Consider the following 20,217-nt stretch of genomic DNA (forward strand, 5'->3'; position numbering starts at 1 on the left):
GACGGCGGGGACGGCGGGGACGGCGGGGACGGCGGGGACGGCGGGGACGGCGGGGACGGCGGGGACGGCGGGGACGGCGGGGACGGCGGGGACGGCGGGGACGGCAGGGACGGCAGGGACGGCAGGGACGGCGGGAATATCACCGGGCGAGGAGACGATCCGTTGCGGGGACGACCGCCGGGGTCTGCTCACGGCGCTCGCCCGGCTGTGGACGCTCGGCTGTCCGGTGGACTGGGTCGCGCTCGACCCCGACCACCCTCTGCAGCGACTGCCCGTCCCCGGCGGGCACCGCCCCGCCGAGGTGACGCCCGTTCCCGTACCGGCACCCGAAGTGCGGGAACGTGGGAATGCGTCGCCGGCTCCCGAGGCGCGGGAACGCGAGAACGCGTCACGGCTCCCCGAGGGCCTGCCGGAGCCCGCGGAGCCACTGCGCAGGCCCGAGGCGGTCCCGTACTCGTTCTGGGTGCTGGAGCAGCTCGCCGGGTCGAGCGGGGTGTCCAACCTGGCGGTGGCGTTCAGGACCCGGCAGCCGCTGCGCAGGCTCCCGCTGCAGATCGCGGTGAACCGCCTGCTCAAGCGGCACCCGGCGCTGCGCCTGCGGTTTCCCGAGGTGGACGGCGCACCCGTACGGCACCTCACCGCCCCGAAGGACGCGCAGATCAAGCTGGTGAACGGCGAGACCACGCCGGAGACGCTCGTCGCCGACCTGCAGAGTTTCCTGGACGAACCCTTCGACCTGGGCCGTGACCTGCTCTTTCGGGCCGGGCACTTCACGCTGCCCGACGGCGGCGGGAGCGTGGTCTGCCTGGTCGCGCACCACATCGTGATCGACGCCACCTCGATGCAGTTCCTCGTCGAGGAACTGGGCGGTTTCTACGACGCGCAGACGAGCCAGGAGCCGCTCCCCGCCGCGCTCGCGGGCACCGCGCCCATGCTGGAGCCCAAAGCGGCGTCCCGGGAGTCGCTGGACTACTGGCTCGACAGGCTCAGGGACGTCGACCCGGCCGCGATGGTGCTCCCCGGCAGCAGGCCGTCGCCCGCCCGGCCCACCTTCGCCGGGCACACCTGCTCCTGGGAGGTGGACGCGGACACGCGCCGGGCGCTCGACACGCTGCGGACCGGCCTGCGCACCACCGACAACATCGTGCTCGCCGCCGCGTTCATGCTCACCCTGCGCGCGCACGGCGCCGGTCCCGATCTGGTGGCCGCGATGCCGGTCACCACCAGGACGGCCGCGATGCGCGGCCATGTCGGCTACGGCGTCAGCACCCTGCCGATCCGGGTGCGCGCCGATCCGCAGGAGGGTTTCGCGGCCCTGGTCAGACGGGTCGAGGACGTCTTCTTCGAGGGCGTAGAGCACGCGGACGCCTCGGTGGAGGCGGTGCTGGTCGAGCGCGGGCACGGCACCGGCGACTGGAGGGTGCCGCTGTTCCGGCACATGTTCAACTACCGGCCGTGGACCGACGACCAGGTGAGCATCCTGGGCTCCGTCCCCGAGTACGTCGAGGACCTGTTCGACCGCAGCCGCCTGGACCTGCAGTGCATCGCGGTGCAGGAGCCCGGCAGGCTCACGCTCAGGGTCTGGCACAGCACGGAGGTCCACGACGAGGCCGAGATCGCCGCGTTCGTCGCGCGGATGACCGCGCTGCTGCGGCGGGCCGCGAAGGACGCGCACCGGCCCCAGCGGGAGCTGGACTCCCTCTCGGCGGGCGACCGGAGGCTGCTCGACCGGCTCAACGACACCGCGCGGACCTGGGAAGGACCGGCCACGCTGCTGGAGCGGATCGTCACCCGCACCGGGGGCTTCGAAACCGGCGACGGGCAGGTCGGCCGCGAGCGCGGTGTCGGGGCGGTGATCCGTGACGGTCTGCCCGGGGTCGTTCGCGAGAGCGGTGCCGGGGCGGTGATCCGTGACGGCCTCCCGGAGGTCGTGCACGGGAGCGATGCCCAGGCGGTCATCGGTGACGGCGATCCGGAGGCCGCCCGCGAGCCTCGCACCGTGACGGCGATCCGTGACGGCGACCGGGAGGTCACCTACGGCGAGCTGCTCGACTGGGCGGCCTCCGTGCGGGACACCCTCGTCGCGCACGGCGCGGGCCCCGGCGACATCGTGGCGCTCGGCCTGAGCCGTTCGGCGGAGATGGTCGCCGCCGTGCTCGGCGTCTGGGCGGCCGGAGCCGCCTACCTGCCGCTGGACCCGCGCCAGCCCGAGCTGCGCCTCGCCTACCAGGTGGAGGACTGCGGTGCCCGCCTGGTCGTCGCCGACTCCGAGGCTCCCTGGGCGGGGGAGACGCCCGTACTCCTCATGCCGCAGGCCCCCGCGTCCGGCGCCGAGGCGGATCAGGGGGCGCGAAGACCGCTGGATCCGGCCGAGGTCTCCGCGACGATATCCGGGGAGTCGATCGCCTACGTGATCTACACCTCGGGGTCCACCGGCAGGCCCAAGGGAGTGGCCGTCACCCACGGCAACCTGGCCAACCTCGTCCTCGACTTCGCCGGCCGGCTGGGATCGGGCGCGGCCGACGCGGTGCTGTGGTCCACCACGACCTCCTTCGACATCTCGGCCCTGGAGCTGATGCTCCCGCTCACCGTCGGCGGCACCCTGGTCGTCGCCTCCGACGACGACCAGCTGCAGCCGCGCAGGTTCCTGGAACTCATCGCGGCACGGGACGTACGCGTCGTGCAGGCCACCCCGACGGCGTGGCGGCTCATCGCCCCCGAGGCGCGCGACGAGCTGGCCGGGCGCGTCGTGCTCTGTGGCGGAGAGCCCATGCCGGCCGCGCTCGCCACTGACCTGCTGGGCCTGGGCTGCCGGTTGTTCAACGTCTACGGGCCGACCGAGACGACCATCTGGTCCACCGCCGCCGAGATCCTCGGCCCCCCGGCCGATCCGGTGCCGATCGGGGTGCCGCTCGCCAACACCCGGATCTTCGTCAGGGACGCCGACGGGCGCGAGGCCCCGCCGGGCGTGCCCGGCGAGCTGTGCGTGGCGGGCGACGGGGTGGGCGCAGGGTACGTCAACCGCCCTGAGCTGACCGCCGAGCGGTTCGGCGAACATCCCCGCCACGGGCGCTTCTACCGGACAGGGGACATGGCCAGGCTCAGGCACGACGCGACCCTGGAACTCCTCGGCCGCGACGACCGCCAGATCAAGCTGCGCGGACACCGCATCGAGCTGGGCGAGATCGAGGCGGTGCTGCACCACCACGACGCCGTAAAGGTCGCGGCCGTCATCGTCCACGACGACCGGCTGGTGGCGTTCGTGCAGCCCACGGACCCGCCCGACGGGGAGACCGAGGCCGCGCTGCGGGAGGAGCTGTGGAGGTACGCGGGGACGCGGCTGCCGGACTACGCGGTCCCCTCGGGGATCGTCCTGGCCGGCGAGTTCCCGACGACCGCGAACGGCAAGATCGACTATCGGGGGCTCACCGTCCCCGAGGACGCCTCCCCGTCCGGCCCCCGTGCCCCGGCGAGCTCGGAACTCGCCGAGGGGGTGCTGCGGCTCTGGCGGGAGGCACTGCGCCGCCCGGGACTCGGCGAGCACGACAACTTCTTCCTCAACGGGGGGCACTCGGTGCTCGCCGTACGGCTGATCGCACCGCTGGAGGAGCTCGCGGGCCGGGCGATCAACGTCCGCGCGGTCTTCGACCATCCCACCCCGGCCGAGCTGGCCGCGTTCATCCAGGAAGGGGCGGGTTCGTGACGTCCATCCCCGTCGTACGGCTCCCGGCCTCCTTCGCGGGACCGGGCTCCCCGGAGTCCGGCGTCTCGGCACCGGAAGGAACGCGATGACCGCGCCGTGGTTCGTGCCGGTGGGGGAGCGGCAGGGGGGCCGGATCCGCCTGTACGTCTTCCCCAACGCGGGCAGCGGTCCCGCCTCGCTCACCGACCTGGCCGGGCGGTTCCCCGACGAGGTCGACGTGTGGTCGGTGAACCTCCCCGGCCGCCAGGCCAGGCTGGCGGAGCCGCCCGTCGAGGACCTGGACGCGCTCGTCGACGTCCTGGCCCGCGACCTGCTGGCGAACGCCCGCGAGCCGTACGCGCTGTTCGGCTACTGCAGCGGCGCGCTGCTGGCCTACCTGGTCTGCCGCCGCCTCACCGAACTCGCCCCCGCCTCCGGGCCGTCCGGGACCGTACCCCCGGGGCCGTCCGGGACCGTACCCCCGGGGTCATCCGGGACCGTACCCCCGGGGGCGTCCGGACCCGTACCCCCGGACTCGTCCGGGCCCGCCGTACGCGCAGAAGACCCGCCACCGGAGTCCGCCGGATCGGATCCCTCGGCCGGGCCGGGAGGGCGATGGCCCCAGCGGCTGCTCGTGGGGTCCTTCGCCGCGCCGGACGTCACGCTCCTGCTGCGCAGGCTGCCCTCCCTGCCGTCGTGGCTGTTCTGGGACCAGCTGATCGAGCTGGGCGGGGTTCCGGCGGAGGTGGCCGAGCGCGAGGTGCTCAGGCCGATCCTCGAACCCGCACTCCGCGCCGACTTCGGGATGCTCGCCCGGTACCGGCACCGGCAGGGGCCGCCGCTGCCCGTACCCGTCACCGTCCTGTACGGCAGCCGCGACGGCTCCATGTCGCGCGGCGGGCTGCTCGGCTGGCGCAGGCAGAGCGTCTTTCGGCCGTCGATGCGCGAGCTCGACGCCTCACACTGGCTGGCGGAGGAGACCCCCGACCTGCTCGCCACCGTCATCGCAGAGGAGATCGGATGCGTCTCGGTTACAGCATGAGCTACTGGGGCGGTGCCGGGCTCGGTCCCGCCGACCACCTCACCCTGGTCCGCGAGGCCGAGAGGCTGGGCTACGAGTCGGTGTGGGCCGCCGAGACCTACGGCACCGACCCCGCGAGCCTGATGGCGTGGATCGCGGGACAGACCGAGCGGATCGCGCTGGGCACCGGCGTGCTGCAGATGTCGGGCCGCAAGCCCGTGGTGGCGGCGATGACGGCCGCCACCGTCGACCAGATCTCCGGCGGCCGGGCCCGGCTGGGTGTGGGCGTGTCGGGGCCGCAGGTCGTGGAGGGCTGGCACGGGGAGCGTTTCGACCGGCCGGTGGCCCGCGCCCGCGACTACCTGTCGGTGCTGCGTCTCGCCCTGGCCGGACGCCCGGTGAGCTACTCGGGCGAGACCGTGACGCTGCCGCTCCCCGGCGGGCAGGGCAAGGAGCTGTCCCTGGGCGTCTCCCCGGTCCAGAAGCACCTCCCCGTCTATCTCGGCGCGATGGGCCCGCAGACGACCGCGCTCGCCGGGGAGCTGGCCGACGGCTGGCTCGCGATCCACTTCCCGCCCGAGCACCTCGCCGAGCGCACGGCCCAGCTGCGCGCCGGCGCGGCACGGGCGGGCCGTACCCTGGACGGCTTCGACGTCGCCCCGATGATCCTCACCCTCGTCGACGACGACGAGGAACTCGCCTTCGACATGATGCGGCCGATGCTCGCCCTCTATCTGGGCGGCATGGGCTCGCGCCGTACCAACTTCTACAACCGTCTGGCCCGCTCCCTCGGCTTCGAGAAGGAGGCCGAGGCGGTCCAGGAGGCGTTCCTGGGCGGGCGTCAGGGCGAGGCGATGTCGCTGCTCCCCGACGGCCTGGTCGACGCGATGACGATGTGCGGGCCGCCCGGCAAGCTCCGCGAACGGGTCGCCGCCTACCGCGAGGCGGGCGCCACCTCCCTCGTCGTCGGCCTGGTCACCCCGACCCTCCGCCTCCGCCTGGAACAACTGGAACTGGTGGCGGACCTGGTCGCCTGACGTTCCATCGGATCCGCCGGGATCGTACGGCCCACGGCAAGGGATGCGACTGCCTCAGGTGGCCCTCCAAGCAGGGTGCCGTCGCTGATGTAATCGGCCATTCTTTCGGCTATTTACTCATTTAGGATGTTAGATATATCTCTTGGGTAATCTGTGTTTTTTCGTGGCGACTCTTGTGGGTTGCGTCGCCCGTTTGGATCGACAAAAATAATTATCTAACGTGCTGAATCAGTAAAAACACGGATCGACTGAGATGTGGTTCACTCTCGCCTGCGGTTAATTTGAAAAGGTGAGACCATTGGATTCTTGTATGGCAAAATCGGGTGACGGGTCACCGCTGCTGTTCTATGGTTACGGCAGGCGAAGCCCTTCGGATCGATTAAGAAAAGGGCGGCCGTGTTGGTTGGGCTGGAAGACTGGGCTGGGCTGGTCGGCAGTCGAGATGACAGCTTCAACGATTTGATTATGACCATGCCCTTAACCCCCGGTGGGAACACTTTCGCGAGCCCGTTTCTGGCCGTTGCCAGTGATGATCGCCGTTATTGGGTCAAATGCGTTGACGCCTGCGAAGATCACACCAAGATGTCGGTGGCTATCGAGTATGTGGTGTCGGGCGTTGGTCGACTGATCGGTGCGCCCGTGTGTAACGGCAGCCTCATCCGCATTCCTGAGGAATTCGTCGGCTGGCCGGTAGGTCGAGGACACCTTGAAGCAGGGCTCGCACACGCCAGCCTCGCCATCCCCAATGCGATCGAACGCCGTCCCGTCCTGGCCTCCCGATCGCGAGACGACAACCAGAGGCGACAGGTGGCTGTGTATGCGTTATGGGACTGGTGCTTCGGCTGCGACCCGCAGTGGCTGTACGACCTCGAAAACGACGAAAGCATCTACAGCCATGATCATGGCCTGTACTTTCCGGCGAACGATGGACAGTGGAAGAAGCCCTACCTGATCCAGTGTGCCGACGAACCCAACGAGCTCCCCGACGCCTCGGATGGTCTCAGCGAGGAGGCGGTCGAGCAAGTGGCAGCAGCACTTGAGAAAATCAACCGTGATGCTCTCGTCAACGTCCTGCGTGGCGTGCCAGCATCGTGGCCAGTTAGTGACGACGATCTGGAGGCACCGGCTGGTTCCTTGAGTACAGGGCACCTGCTGTTGCCGATCGCGTTCGAGCACTGATGGGAAGGGAGGTCGAGTCAAGATGAGCCGTTACCTATATTCGATCATCAGATGTCTTCCCGATCCACGCACGGGCGAGTTCGTCAACTACGGGGCGATAGCCGGAGATCCCGTCACGGGGGACTGGGAGATCCGTCAACTCAGCAAGACTGACCGGATACGCAAGTTCGCGCCTGTCGCGGTGCTGGAGATCGCCGGTAGCTTCATGCTGCAACTTGGTGCGGACATCGACGCGCATCGCGCGCTCATGGAAGAGGGTGGCGAACCTCTGGGCGAGGAGTGGTTGCAGAGGCTGCACCACGACCATCGCAACGTTGTTCAGCTCAGCCCGCCGACGCCGATCCTGGCTGACAACGCCCGCGAGGCGCTGGAACGCGTGTTCCAACACGTGATCATTGATCCTGTCACCCAACCCCGCCTGGGAGTGACAAAGGACGTCCTCACTCGTCGGTTGCGTGATGTCTACCATCGTGCGGACATCGACGAGTCGTTGATACACCACCGTCCCCATGTGTTCGTCGGCGCTCATGTCAACTACACGATGGACTTTGCGATCGCGAACGGTCGCGCGGTGCAGTTGACGCAGGCATGGTCGTTCAGGCGATCGAGCTTGGATGGTGTGTCCATGCAGGTCAAGGCGTGGGGATACGCCATAGACAGACTCCGTCAGGGCGATGAGGCCCGGGTGATCGACTCGAACAATCAGCGAGTCAGCACAATCGACAGGAACGTGGACCTGCAGGTGGTCATCGCCCCCCCTGAGACATCGGCGCAGGAACATGTCTTTGAGGAAGCTCAGGAAATTTTCGCCAGCCTGTCCGCCCAGGTTCACTCACTCGAGGACGTCGAAGCTGTGGGCGCTCGCGCCGAGATGCTTTTGAGGCGTTTGTAACCGATGCCCTTCTCGCCCCGACCTGGTCACCTGACGGTCTTTGTTGGGATCGTGCGGCCCATGGCCCGTACGATCCCAACGCCGGGTGCCCAAAACTCACCGCCCGTCGAGGCGAGCGGCCGTCTCCCCTCCGGCTCCGGTCCCGGTCCCGGGGAGTTACACGTCGTTCTTCAGCTGCGTGACGAAGGCCGACCAGGTGCCACGGGTGAAGACGAGCCTGGGGCCGCCGGGGTTCTTGGAGTCGCGGACGGCCACGACGTCGCCCAGGTTCGCGACCTCCACACAGTCGCCGTTGGCTCCGCTGAGCGAACTCTTGTGCCACGCTGCGGTGGTCAGGTCTACCGGATCGGACATCGCTCGCCCCTTCGGTCGGACACTCACGCCGGGTTGTTCAGCGCGTTTGTCAGCATAGTCGCCGTGTCGGCAGGACTGAGGGCCGCTGCCCGAAGGTAATCGAACACCGAGACGTACCGCCGCGCACCGACAACCGCGATCGGGTCTACCCGGGCACCGTCGATGTCGCCTCGATCAGGAAGCCGGCTGCGTGACCCGGTTCAGTGATCCGTCATGCTGGACGTCTCGGTGAAACGGCGAGTGGCCACGAGCGCGGCCAGATCCGGCGCGAGCCGAAGTTCCGCCGCATCCAGCCCGGGGTGATCAAGCCAGTGCATCCGCGCCTGGTCGACAGCGCCGTCGAATCGCGGTGGCCAGTGCCGGGCCGGGGTCAGGTCGTCAATGACCAGAGTGCCTCCTGGCCTGAGTAACCTGTGCGGATCAGCGGGCTTCTCACCGCCCTTGCCTTGGCCGCCTCCATCGAGCACGAGCAGGTCATAGGGGCCGTCTCGATAGATCTCCCGCCAGTCGCCACGGATCACCAAGACCTGTGGATGATCGAGGAAGACCTGGGCAGCCAGGGACGCTCGATGTGCGTCCCGTTCAACGCTGACCAGGCGTGCCTCCGGTCGGGCGCCTGAGGCCAGCCATGCCAGGCCCACTCCGCACCCGGTGCCGGTCTCTCCGATCACGTCGGCGCCGGCCGCCAGGGCGTACAGCAGTCGCCCCTGCTCAGGACGGCAGGAAGGAGCGAAGCCCGCCCCCTGTGCTGTTTGGAGCGCACGCCTGACCAGTGGAGGTAATCCCGCGAGATCGACATACGCCGCCGTACCGCCAACCGACATCGCCCCAGGTTAAGGCGATTGACGTCACAGATCCATGGGCCGGTCTCCAATGCGTGCGAATTGCTGAAGTCGCGATGTGGTCGATCCTGCCTTTCCGGGAGGTGCTCACCGCCCAACACGGGGATGCCCATGCCGAGAGGCTCATGAAGCACCTGGAGTTAGGGGAGTACGTTCCGCTTCGGTATGGCGTGGGGCGTTTTCGGGTGTTCGAGGCCAGGAGAGTCTCGGAGAGAGTCGCGCGTGGCCGGGGGAGATCGGCGGTGATGTGGATGTAACAGGCGGACGCGGACAGATGTGACATCTACGTAACGCCTGTTTCTTATGTTTCCGTCGTTGGATCCGCCCGATGCGGCTTTGGTGTCCCCGCTGTTCGGCGGAGGGCGTCACGGGCCCCTGCTCAGGGAGAAGGGACCTATGGCGGCGTCAGAGAAAGTGAAGACGGTCTGCTCGTACTGCGGTGTCGGCTGCGGGATCGTCCTGGAGGTGGACGGGCGGCGCCGGGTCGTCAAGGCATCCGGTGACAAGAGCCACCCGGCCAACGCCGGTCGGCTGTGCACCAAGGGGGCGACCACCGCGGACATGCTCGCCGCCCCCGGCCGCCTGGAAAGCGGGCTGGTCAGGCCGGATCGGGGCGCCGAGCCCAGGCCGACGAGTGTGGACGCGGCGATCGGCGAGACCGCTCGCGGGCTGCGGCGGATCCTGGACGAGCACGGGCCGGACGCCCTGTCGTTCTACGTGTCCGGCCAGATGACGCTGGAGGCGCAGTATCTGGTCAACAAGCTCGCCAAGGGCTTCGTCGGCACCAACCAGATCGAGTCGAACTCCCGGCTGTGCATGGCCAGCGCGGGCAGCGGCTACAAGCTGTCGCTGGGGTCGGACGGCCCGCCGGGCTCTTACGAGGACTTCGACCGCGCCGACCTGTTCTTCGTGATCGGCGCGAACATGGCCGACTGCCATCCGATCCTGTTCCTGCGCATGATGGAGCGGGTCAAGGCCGGTGCCAAGCTCATCGTGGTCGATCCCCGCCGTACCGCCACCGCCGACAAGGCCGACCTGTTCCTGCGGATCAGGCCGGGCACCGACCTCGCCCTGCTCAACGGGCTGCTCCATCTGCTGGTCGAGGGCGGCCACGTCGACCACGAGTTCGTCGAGCGGCACACCGAGGGATGGGAGGCGATGCCGGACTTCCTGCGGGACTATCCCCCCGAGACGGTCGCCGGCCTCACCGGTATCCCCGAGGACGACCTGCGCCGGGCGGCCGAGTGGATCGGCGCGGCGGGGGAGTGGATGAGCTGCTGGACGATGGGGCTCAACCAGAGCACGCACGGCACCTGGAACACCAACGCGCTGTGCAACCTGCACCTCGCCACCGGCGCGATCTGCCGCCCCGGCAGCGGCCCGTTCTCCCTGACCGGTCAGCCCAACGCGATGGGCGGACGCGAGATGGGCTACATGGGGCCGGGCCTGCCGGGCCAGCGCTCGGTGCTGGTGGAGGAGGACCGCCGTTTCACCGAGGAGCTGTGGAACCTGCCGTCCGGCACGCTGCGCACCGAGGTCGGCCAGGGGACCATCGAGATGTTCTCCCGCATGGCCGAGGGTGAGATCAAGGCGTGCTGGATCATCTGCACCAACCCGGTCGCCAGCGTCGCCAACCGCAGGACCGTCATCGCGGGCCTGGAGGCCGCCGAGTTCGTCGTCACCCAGGACGTCTTCGCCGCCACCGAGACCAACGCCTACGCCGACGTGGTCCTGCCCGCGGCCATGTGGGCCGAGACCGAAGGCGTGATGGTCAACTCCGAGCGGAACCTCACCCTGCTGCGGCAGGCCGTGGAACCGCCGGGACAGGCGCTGCCCGACTGGCAGATCATCGCCCGCGTCGCCTGCGAGATGGGCTTCGAGGACGCCTTCTCCTACACCTGCGCGGAGGAGGTGTTCGAGGAGATCAAGCGGGCGTGGAATCCCAAGACCGGCTACGACCTGCGGGGCGTCACCTACGAGCGGCTGCGCGAGACCCCCGTCCAGTGGCCGAGCGCGCCCGACGGCGGTGAACGCAACCCCGTCCGCTACCTCAACGACGGCACCAGCCAGGCGACGCTGACCCGGCCCGACGGCAGCCGTCCGCGTCTCGCCTTCGCCACCCCGAGCGGCAGGGCCGCCTTCCTGCCCCGCCCGCACCTGCCCGCCGCCGAGCTGCCCGACGACGCCTACCCGTTCCTCCTCAACACCGGCAGGCTGCAGCACCAGTGGCACACCCTGACCAAGACGGGAAGGGTCGCCAAGCTCAACAAGCTCAACCCCGGGCCCTTCGTCGAGATCAACCCGCGCGACGCCGCCGAGCAGGGGATCGGCGAGGGCGACCTGGTGGAGATCGCCTCCCGGCGCGGCAGGGCCGTGCTGCCCGCCCGCCTGACCGACCGGGTCATGCCGGGCGACTGCTTCGCGCCGTTCCACTGGAACGACCTGTTCGGCGAGTATCTCAGCGTCAACGCGGTCACCAGCGACGCCGTCGATCCCATCTCGTTCCAGCCCGAGCTCAAGGTGTGCGCGGTCTCCCTCACCAGGGTCGCCTCCGAGGCGTCCCCCGCGGCTCCCGAACACGGGGCCTCCTCGGTTTCCGGGCACACAGGGAGGGCGGGAGCCCTCGCGGTACCCGAGCAGGCCGGGGCGTCCGCGTTCCCCACGGTTCCCGGGTACGCGGGGGCGTCGGCCTTCCCGGCGTCCTCAGCGGCCCCGGGATACACGGGAACCGCCCCGGAGAGTTCCCGGCCCGCCCGGATCGCCGCGCTGGCCGGTCTGCTCGGGGTGGCCGACCTGACGCCGCCGGTGCTCGCCGACCACGAGCGCCGCTACATGGCCGGTTTCCTGTCGGCGCTCGACGGCGCGGCGTTCGCCATGGAGGGAGCGGGGTCCGCTCACGACGGTTCGGCGTCCGCGGGTACGCTCGTGCCGGTCCTGCCGGACCACGCCCCCGTCGATCCCGCCCACGCCCTGTGGATCAACGGGGTGCTGGCCGGGATGTTCTCCCGGACCCTCGCGCCGCCACCCGGGCGAGCGAGCGGCGATCCGGTGCCGCCGACGCGCGACATCGTCGTCCTGTGGGCCTCCCAGACCGGAAACGCCGAGGAGTTCGCCGTCGCCAGCGCCGACAGGCTGACCGGCGCGGGGCGCGCCCCCCGGCTGATCAGCATGGCCGACTGCGCTCCGGACAGCATCCCCCGTGGCGCGGACCTGCTCGTCATCTCCAGCACCTTCGGTGACGGCGAGGCCCCCGACAACGGCGTCGGGTTCTGGGAGGCCCTCATCGGGTCCGGCGCGCCCCGGCTCGACGGCGTGCGCTACGCCGTACTCGCCTTCGGCGACTCCAGCTACGACGACTTCTGCGGTCACGGCCGGCGGCTCGACCAGCGCCTTGAGGAGCTGGGCGCCCAGCGCCTGGCACCCCGGGTGGACTGCGAGCCCGATGACCACTCGCGGGCCCTCGGCTGGCTTGAGCGGTTGCTCACCGCCCTCGCCGAACCTTCAGTCCCCTCCCCGACGACACCTTCCGCCTCCTCCCCGGCGAGTTCGGCGCCCGAGCCCACGCGCGCGGGGGTGGAGGCGACGCTCTCACCTTCCGATCCGGCCCTCTCGGGCCACGGATCGACACCTCCGGGACTCGATCCGTCTCCCTCGGCCTCCGGCCCGACGCCGGACTCCGGTCCGATGTCAGGTCCGGGACGCACGTCGAGTCCCGGTCCGATGTCAGGTTCGGGACGCACGTCAGGTCCTGGTCCGATGTCAGCCTTCGGTTCGACGTCGTCCGGGCCTGAGCCGACGCCTTCGGGTCTCGGGGCGACGCCCGCGGTGCCCTCGGGCACCGAGTCGCCGGCGGGGTCCGGCAGGGCCGCGCCGTTCGGCGCGCCCCTGGCCGGTAACCGGCTGCTCAGCCTGCCGGGGTCCGCCAAGGAGGTGCGGCGGTTCACCTTCGACACCGGGGGCGAGCTGACCTACCAGGCCGGCGACGCGCTCGGGGTGCTGCCGGTCAACGGCGCCGACCTGGTCGCGGAATGGCTCGCCGTGACCGGCCTCGATCCCACGGACACCGTCGAGATCCCCGACGTCGGCCCCCTCCCGTTCGGTGAGGCCCTGCGGAGCCGACTGGAGATCACCAGGATCACCCCCGGTCTGCTCAGGTTCGTCGCCGACCGTACCCGCGACCGCGACCTCACCCGGTTCCTGCGCCCGGGCAACGGGGGCGAGCTGGCGAAGTGGACGTGGGGCCGCCAGGCCGTCGACGTGGTCGGTGAGCTTCCCGTCCGGGCCACCGCCCAGGAGTGGGCGGACGTACTCAAACGCCTGAAGCCGCGCCTGTACTCCATCTCCTCCAGCCCGCTCGTCGCCCCCGACCGGGTGAGCCTGACGGTCTCGGTCGTCCGGTTCGAGAACCCACGGGGTACGGAGCGCAGAGGGGTGTGCTCGTCCTTCCTCGCGGACAGCCCTGAGCACACCCCGGTGCCCGTCTTCGTCCAGCGCAACAGGCACTTCCGTCCTCCCGCGGATCCGGCCGCGTCGATGATAATGATCGGCCCGGGTACGGGTGTCGCGCCCTTTCTCGGTTTCCTGGACGAGCGCCGGGCACTGGGGCACTCCGGCCGCAACTGGCTCTTCTTCGGCGAGCAACGCCGCTCCACCGACTTCTACTACCGCGACGAACTCGACGCCTCGTACCGCGGCGGGCTGCTCACCCGGCTGGATCTCGCCTTCTCCCGCGACCAGCGCGCCAAGGTCTACGTCCAGGACCGCATGCGCGAGCACGGCGGCCGGCTCTGGTCCTGGCTTCAGGACGGCGCCCACCTGTACGTCTGCGGCGACGCCAGCCGGATGGCCAAGGACGTCGACCGGACCCTGCGCGAGATCGCCGTCACCCACGGCGGCCTCGGCGACGACGAGGCCACCCTCTACGTCAAACAGCTCGCCGCGAGCAGACGCTACGTGCGCGACGTGTACTGAGGCCGCGCCGCCCTAGTGTTCGCGAGGACCGATGCCCGGACCACCGGGGGAAGCGGGACATCCGAGATGCGCGCCGACCGGTGCGGATCGACCGGTCGGCGCGCTCGTCGGTATGGGCACGCCGATGTCGTGGACGGCGGACTCGGGTTCGAAGCGGGCGGGAACCACGTTCGCTCCCGCCCGGAACCCGGAGGAGGACGGGAAGACGTCCTCCTCTATTCGGTCATCCCGCCCCTCCCGCGTTCATCGCCTCGCGCAGGCTGCGCGGACGCATGTCGGTCCAGACCTGCTCGATGTGGGCCAGGCACTCGTCCTTGGTGCCGGTGAAGCCCGCGTCGTGCCAGCCGTCCGGATTGTCGCGGCCCGAGGGCCAGATGGAGTACTGCTCCTCGTCGTTGAGGACGACCTTGGTGTCGGGAAGGGATTCGGTCACTGCTGCTCACTCCTGCGGGGGAGACGGGGGATCGTGGACTGGGTGGACTGGTTCGCGGCCGGGGCGGTCTCCGCCGCCGGCGTGGTGGCACGGGCCTGCTCGATCAGCGAGGTGACCCCGGCCACCGTGGGCTCCTCGAAGAGGCTGCGCATCGGCAGCCGCACACCGAGCTCCTTGCGGATGAGGGCGATGAGCTGCACGGCGATGAGCGAGTTGCCGCCGAGCTCGAAGAAGTCGTCGTCGACGCCGATGCGCTCGCCGCCGAGCACCTCGCTCCACAGCCGGGCGATGGCGGCCTCGACCTCACCGCGCGGCGCCACGTAGTCGTCGGTCGCCGCGCCGGTACGGGGACGGTCCGACACGGCGGCCGGGTCCAGCTCCGTCTCGACCGTCTCCTGGGTGACCGACCCGACACCGGCCAGGTAGGCGGCGATCGGGGTCGCGGCGATCACCACCTGCGCGCCGAGCGGGGTGGCGAGCAGCCGGTGGAACGCCTCGGCGCCCTCGGCGGGGCGGATGCCGACCGCGTCGGGTCCTCCGGCGGCCGTCGTGACCTGGCCGCCGGAGTCGGGGGCGGCGACGGTGCCGGTGCCGGCCCGCTGGGCTCCGGCGTCGGCCGTCACCCCGGCCACCACGGCGTCGGTGTTGATGCGGCGCAGCACGTAGTCGGAGATCTCGGTGACGATCGCGCCTTCTGCGTCGATGAGCGTCACGTCGACCGCGAGCACCTCGTCGGTGCCGCTGTCGCGGAAGCGCATGTGGCTCCAGAACCTGCCGGGCAGCCGGTCCCTGACGGTGATGCGGCCGTAGCCGAGCGGCAGGTAGTGGCCGACGACGTCGACCCAGGTGAAGGAGGTGGCGCTGTCGAGCAGTGCCGGGTGCAGGCCCCAGCCGTCCAGGTCCTCGGACAGCTCCTCGGGCAGATCGAACAGTCCCAGGGCCTCGTTCTGGCCGATGTACCACTTCTGCATGTGACCCCAGTGGGGGCCGAGCGTGAGCAGCCCGGACAGCGGCACCCCGCCCTGCTCGTCGGACGCGAGGGTGCAGCGGTCGATGATCGCCGCCACGTCGGCGTGCCCGGCGGATCCGGCGTCGACCTTGGCCGCGGTGCCGCGCGCGTGGGTGCGCTGCTCGCCGCCGATGACGCTGCGCACCTGGAAGTCGGCGCCGTCCGTCTCGGTGCTGAACGTCACGCGTATCTCGGCGGAGGCGCCGTCGGCCACCGAGAGCGGTTCGACGAACACCACGTCGCGCAACTCGATGGCGCCGGTGCCGGGCAGCACCACCTCTCCGGCGCAGCGGGCCAGCTCCAGATGCCCGGTGCCGGGCAGCACCGGCACCCCGGAGATGCGGTGCCCGTCGAGCGCCCAGTGGGTGTCGGGGGAGAGGCTGCCCCCGGCCCAGCCGAGCCCTTCGCCGTCGGCCTCGTGCCAGGCGGACAGCACCGGGTGGTCCACGGCCCTGATCCGGTCGCCGCGCTGCAGCGCCACGAACCCGGCGGGCGCGGCGACCTCGGCCGCCATGCCGACCTCGAGCCACTTGCCCCAGTTGGCGGAGACGACCGTGGCCGCGCCCCAGCCGTGCTCGCCCCTGGCGTGCGCGTCGAGGAAGTTGTTGGCCGCGCAGTAGTCGACCTGGCCGAATCCGCCCGCGACCGCGGTGATCGACGAGCAGAGCACGACGGCCTCCAGGTCGAGGTCGCCGAAGGCCTCGCGCAGCGCGAGCGTGCCGACCACCTTGGGTGCGAGCACCTCTTCGGCGGCGGCCCGCTCCTTGATCTCGGCCATGCCGCCGCCGGGCAGTCCCGCGGCGTGCACGATCACGTCCACCCGGCCGAACCCGGCGATCGTCTCCTCCCGCACCCTGCGCATGTCGGCGGGGGAGGTGACGTCGGCGGCGAGCACCAGGACCTCGGCCCCGGCCTCCTCCATCCTGCGGATCGCGGCGATCGCCCGGCCCGCGCGGCCGGTCTCGTGCGCGTCCCACTCCGCCCGGTCGGGCAGCCCGGTCCTGGACAGCAGGACCAGCCGTACCCGGGCCCGCGCGGCGAGGTCCTCGGCGAGCGAGACGCCGATGCCGCCCAGGCCGCCGGTGATCAGGTAGACCTGCCCGTCCCGGGGGCCCGCCTGCCCGCCGACCGCCTCGGCCGTCTCCGGCGAGGACGTCCCGGCCGCGGGCACCTCCAGCTGCTCGTAGTGCTGCAGCCAGCGGCGGCCGCCCCTGATGCTCACGGTGGGCAGCAGTCCCGCCTCGTCCGGTTCCGGCCTCCTGCCCAGCTCCGCGGCGGCGTGCCTGATCCAGTCGCGTCCCTCGACGTCGATGTGGCGCACCCGCAGCCACGGCGTCTCCAGCGGCACCACCCGGGGGAAACCGGCGAGGGTCGCGTGCTCGGGGCGGAGCAGGTCGCCGCCGGTGACGTCCTGCGCCCCCGAGGTGAGCAGAGTCAGCTCCACCCCGCCGGTGGAGTCGGCGGGCTGCGCCGAGGTCAGCGCCTGCACCAGCGCGAGCACGCTGAAGAAGCCGCGGTCCTGCGCCCGCCAGGTCCCCTCGGCGCCGGCGGCCGGCTCGTCGCCGACGGTCCACGCGTGGACCACCCGCCCCGGCACCTCGCCCACGGCCGCCAGCAGCGCGTCGTAGTCGGCGCGCTCGGCGGGACGGACGGTGTGGACGCCGTCGGAGCGCTCCGCGGAGAACCCGTCGCCCGGCCTCACCTCGATCACCTCGGCCCCCGTCGCGCGCAGCGCGTCCACCAGGGCGGCCGAGCCGTCGTCGGCGAAGACCAGGGCGCGGGTGACCGGCGACAGGGGCGCCGGCCCCGGCGGGACCTGCCGCCACACCGGCACGCTGAACCAGCGGTCCAGCGGCAGGTCCTCCTCGACCGGCGCGTGGTTGGCCACGCCGCCGACGAACGTCCCGTGCGGGTCGGGGTCGATCCAGGCGCGCCGGCGCTCCCACGGGTAGGTCGGCAGCGAGACCCGGTGCCCCTCCTCGCCGAACGCCTCCAGCGCGACACCGTTCACCCACAGGGTGCCGTACGCGGCCGACAGCACGCCCACGTCGCCGGCGGCGTCCTTGGGGCCGGGCAGGGAGGGCAGCGGCGCGACCGCGCCCGGCGGGGTCTGTGCCCTGGCGAGCCCCGCCAGCTGCTTGCCGGGGCCGCACTCGATCATGATCCAGTCGCCCTCGGCGAGCAGGGCCGTCACGCAGTCGCCGAACAGCACCGGCTCGCGCATGTGCCGCGCCCAGTACGACGGGTCCGTCGCCTCGGCCGCGGTGATCCAGGTGCCGGTCACGTTCGACAGGAACGGCAGGCTCGGCGCCGACCGTTCGACACCGGCGACCAGCGCGCGGAACTCACCCAGGATCGGGTCCATCATCGAGGAGTGGAAGGCGTGCGAGGTACGCAGCTCCATCCGGCCGATGCCCTCCTCCTCCAGCATGTCCGCCAGCTCGGCGATCGAGGCACCGGGACCGGCCACCACACACGTCCCGGGGCCGTTGACGGTCGCCACCGACACGTCGTCGGGCAGCAGCGGCCCGATCTCGTCCGGTGCGAGCTGCACGGCGAGCATCGCTCCGGCGGGCATGCTCTGCACCAGGCGTCCCCTCGCGGCCACCAGCCGCAACGCGTCCGGCAGGCTGAAGACCCCGGCCACGGTCGCCGCGACGTACTCGCCGATGCTGTGGCCGATCATCCCGGCGGGCTCGACGCCCAGCGAGCGCCAGAGCGCGGCCAGGGCGTACTCCACGGTGAACAGGGCGGGCTGGGTCAGCGCCGTCTGCCGCAGCCGCTCACCGGCCTCCTCGCCGGTGGCGAAGATCAGCTCACGCAGGTCCTCGCCCAGCACGGGCCGCAGGATCTCGGCGCACTCGTCGACCGCGTCCCTGAAGACCTCCTCGGTGCGGTACAGCTCGGCGCCCATGCCCGCGTACTGCGACCCCTGCCCCGAGAACAGGAACGCGATGCTCGGGGTGCGCCGGGAGGCGGCACCGGAGATCGTCCGCTTGGGGTCGCGGAGCGCGGCGATCGCGTCGGCGACGTCGGAGGCGACCACCGCGCTCCTGCGCGACAGTTCCCTGCGCCCCACCCGCAGGGTGTGGGCGACGTCGGCCAGGTCGACGCCGGGGTGGGCCTCCAGGTGCGCGGCGAGGCGCTCGGCGGCGGCGGCGAGCGCGGTGTCGGTCCTGCCCGACAGCCGCAGCAGGTGCGCCGGGCGGGCTTCGCGCTCCTCGCGGACCGGTGCCGGAGCCTCCTCCAGCACGATGTGCGCGTTGGTGCCGCCGATGCCGAACGAGCTGACGCCCGCGCGCCGGGGGAAGCCGTTGCGCTCCCACTTGGTGGGCGTCCCCGTCACGTAGAACGGGCTCCTGGGGAAGTCGATCTTCGGGTTGGGGCTCTCGTAGTGCAGCGTGGGCGGGATCAGACCGTTCTCCAGGGCGAGCACCGCCTTGATGATGCTCGCGATGCCCGCCGACTGGCCCAGGTGTCCGATGTTGCTCTTGACCGAGCCGATGCCGCACCACTGGGTGTCGTCGGTGTCCTGGCCGAACACGCTGCTCAGCGCCGCGACCTCGATCGGGTCGCCCAGCGCGGTGCCCGTGCCGTGCGCTTCGACGTAGGTGACCGTGCGCGGGTCGACCCCGCCCACCCCGAGCGCCTGGGCGATCACCGCGGCCTGGCCGTCCATGCTGGGCGCGGAGAACCCGACCTTGCCCGCGCCGTCGTTGTTGATCGCGTTGCCCAGGATGACCGCCCGGACGTTGTCGCCGTCCTCGATCGCCTCCGACAATCGCTTCAGCACGATCACACCGCCGCCGCTGCCCCAGATCGTCCCGGCCGCCTTGGCGTCGAAGGCCCGGCAGTGGCCGTCGGGGGAGACGATGCCGTCCTCGTCGTACACATATCCCTGGCCCTGCGGCAGGTCGAGCATCGCGCTGCCCGCCAGGGCCATGTCGCACTCGCCGTTGCGCAGTGCCTCGGCGGCGACGTGGATCGCGACCAGCGAGGTCGAGCACGCGGTGTGCAGGGTGTAGCTCGGGCCACGCAGGTCCAGTTTGTACGACGACAGCGTGGCGCAGTAGTCGACGTGGTTGCCGACCATGACGGCGAGCCAGCCCGCGTTCGCGTGGGCCTGCGCGTTGCTCCTGATGTTGATCCACTGGTAGAAGTCCGAGCCGGAACCGGCGTAGACGCCGATCTCGCCCGGATACCTGAACGGGTCGTAGCCCGCGTCCTCCAGGGCGGTGTGCGACAGTTCGAGGAAGAGCCGGTGCTGCGGGTCCCGGATCTCCGCCTCCCTGATCGACATGCCGAAGAACGCGGCGTCGAATCCCTGGTGGTCGTCGAGCATCATCGCGGCCGGTACGAAGTCGGGGTCGTCGAGAACGTGGTCGGGCACGCCGAGCGCGCGCTGTTCCTCACGGGTGAAGTGCGTCAGCGACTCGACGCCGTCGGCGAGGTTGCGCCAGAACTGCCTGGCGTCCCCGGCTCCGGGCACCCGGCACGAAAGGCCGATGATCGCGATCGGTTCGACGGTGGGCTCCTCGGCCATGCGGGGGTCCCTTTCTTCCTTGCCGGTCGCGGTCGGCTCCGGCGCGGGGGGTTGGACGGGCATCAACTCGGTCTCCGGCGGGGTCGCCGGTTCGGTCACCGGCTCGACGGTCTGCCGGGCGCCGGTCGGGTCGGCGGGTCGGTTCGTGGCTCGGTTCGCGGTGCGGGACGTCGTGCGGTCGCCGGTCGGGGCGCCGCCCCGGTCGCGGGAGAGGGCGGGGGGACGGGGTCCGGTCCGGCCGCGAGGGCCGGAGG

11 protein-coding genes are annotated in these 20,217 nt (G+C 71.1%); 6 read left to right on the forward strand and 5 right to left on the reverse strand.

The genetic code is table 11. The features are described 5' to 3' along the window. Nucleotides 1–192, reverse strand: a 192-nt coding sequence (locus ABT352_RS29290) for a hypothetical protein (RefSeq protein ID WP_350948178.1), incomplete at its 3' end; no start/stop codon positions are given. 34 nt (nt 193–226) lie between these two features. On the opposite strand from ABT352_RS29290, the gene ABT352_RS29295 reads away from it, so the two are divergent. From ABT352_RS29295 to ABT352_RS29315, 5 genes are all read left to right on the forward strand, one after another. Further along, nucleotides 227–3,703, forward strand: coding sequence for a non-ribosomal peptide synthetase (locus ABT352_RS29295; RefSeq protein ID WP_350948179.1), 3,477 nt, complete (start codon nt 227–229; stop codon nt 3,701–3,703). Between the two features lie 85 nt (nt 3,704–3,788). After that, complete coding sequence (locus tag ABT352_RS29300; RefSeq protein WP_350948180.1) at nt 3,789–4,724, forward strand: thioesterase II family protein; 936 nt, start codon at nt 3,789–3,791, stop codon at nt 4,722–4,724. After that, on the forward strand, nt 4,703–5,740 hold the full coding sequence (locus tag ABT352_RS29305) for an LLM class F420-dependent oxidoreductase (RefSeq protein ID WP_350948181.1): 1,038 nt from the start codon (nt 4,703–4,705) through the stop codon (nt 5,738–5,740). The genes ABT352_RS29300 and ABT352_RS29305 overlap by 22 nt, the downstream gene beginning before the upstream one ends. Nucleotides 5,741–6,136: 396 nt before the next feature. After that, a complete protein-coding gene (locus ABT352_RS29310; RefSeq protein WP_350948182.1) occupies nt 6,137–6,919 on the forward strand; it encodes a HipA family kinase in 783 nt (260 codons plus the stop codon). A 22-nt stretch (nt 6,920–6,941) separates the two neighbouring features. Next, a complete protein-coding gene (locus ABT352_RS29315; protein ID WP_350948183.1) occupies nt 6,942–7,811 on the forward strand; it encodes a DUF3037 domain-containing protein in 870 nt (289 codons plus the stop codon). Nucleotides 7,812–7,967: 156 nt separating this feature from the next. Here ABT352_RS29315 and ABT352_RS29320 read toward each other — a convergent pair whose 3' ends face one another. Together ABT352_RS29320 and ABT352_RS29325 are read right to left on the reverse strand one after the other, a co-directional pair. Further along, on the reverse strand, nt 7,968–8,165 hold the full coding sequence (locus tag ABT352_RS29320) for a DUF397 domain-containing protein (protein WP_350948184.1): 198 nt from the start codon (nt 8,163–8,165) through the stop codon (nt 7,968–7,970). Nucleotides 8,166–8,365: 200 nt separating this feature from the next. Next, nucleotides 8,366–8,989, reverse strand: a complete 624-nt coding sequence (locus ABT352_RS29325; RefSeq protein ID WP_350948185.1) for an O-methyltransferase — start codon at nt 8,987–8,989, stop codon at nt 8,366–8,368. A gap of 414 nt (nt 8,990–9,403) precedes the next feature. On the opposite strand from ABT352_RS29325, the gene ABT352_RS29330 reads away from it, so the two are divergent. After that, on the forward strand, nt 9,404–13,978 hold the full coding sequence (locus ABT352_RS29330; RefSeq protein WP_350948186.1) for a bifunctional nitrate reductase/sulfite reductase flavoprotein subunit alpha: 4,575 nt from the start codon (nt 9,404–9,406) through the stop codon (nt 13,976–13,978). Nucleotides 13,979–14,201: 223 nt separating this feature from the next. Here the strand turns inward: ABT352_RS29330 and ABT352_RS29335 are convergent, their stop codons facing one another. Both ABT352_RS29335 and ABT352_RS29340 read right to left on the reverse strand, forming a co-directional pair. Beyond that, nucleotides 14,202–14,411 carry an MbtH family protein gene (locus tag ABT352_RS29335; protein ID WP_350948187.1) on the reverse strand — a complete coding sequence of 70 codons (210 nt, stop codon included), beginning with the start codon at nt 14,409–14,411 and terminating at the stop codon, nt 14,202–14,204. Continuing rightward, nucleotides 14,408–20,062, reverse strand: a complete 5,655-nt coding sequence (locus ABT352_RS29340) for a type I polyketide synthase (protein ID WP_350948188.1) — start codon at nt 20,060–20,062, stop codon at nt 14,408–14,410. The genes ABT352_RS29335 and ABT352_RS29340 overlap by 4 nt, the downstream gene beginning before the upstream one ends. Nucleotides 20,063–20,217: the final 155 nt, after the last annotated feature.

Source organism: Streptosporangium sp. NPDC000563, assembly GCF_040299985.1.
Taxonomy (GTDB): domain Bacteria; phylum Actinomycetota; class Actinomycetes; order Streptosporangiales; family Streptosporangiaceae; genus Streptosporangium.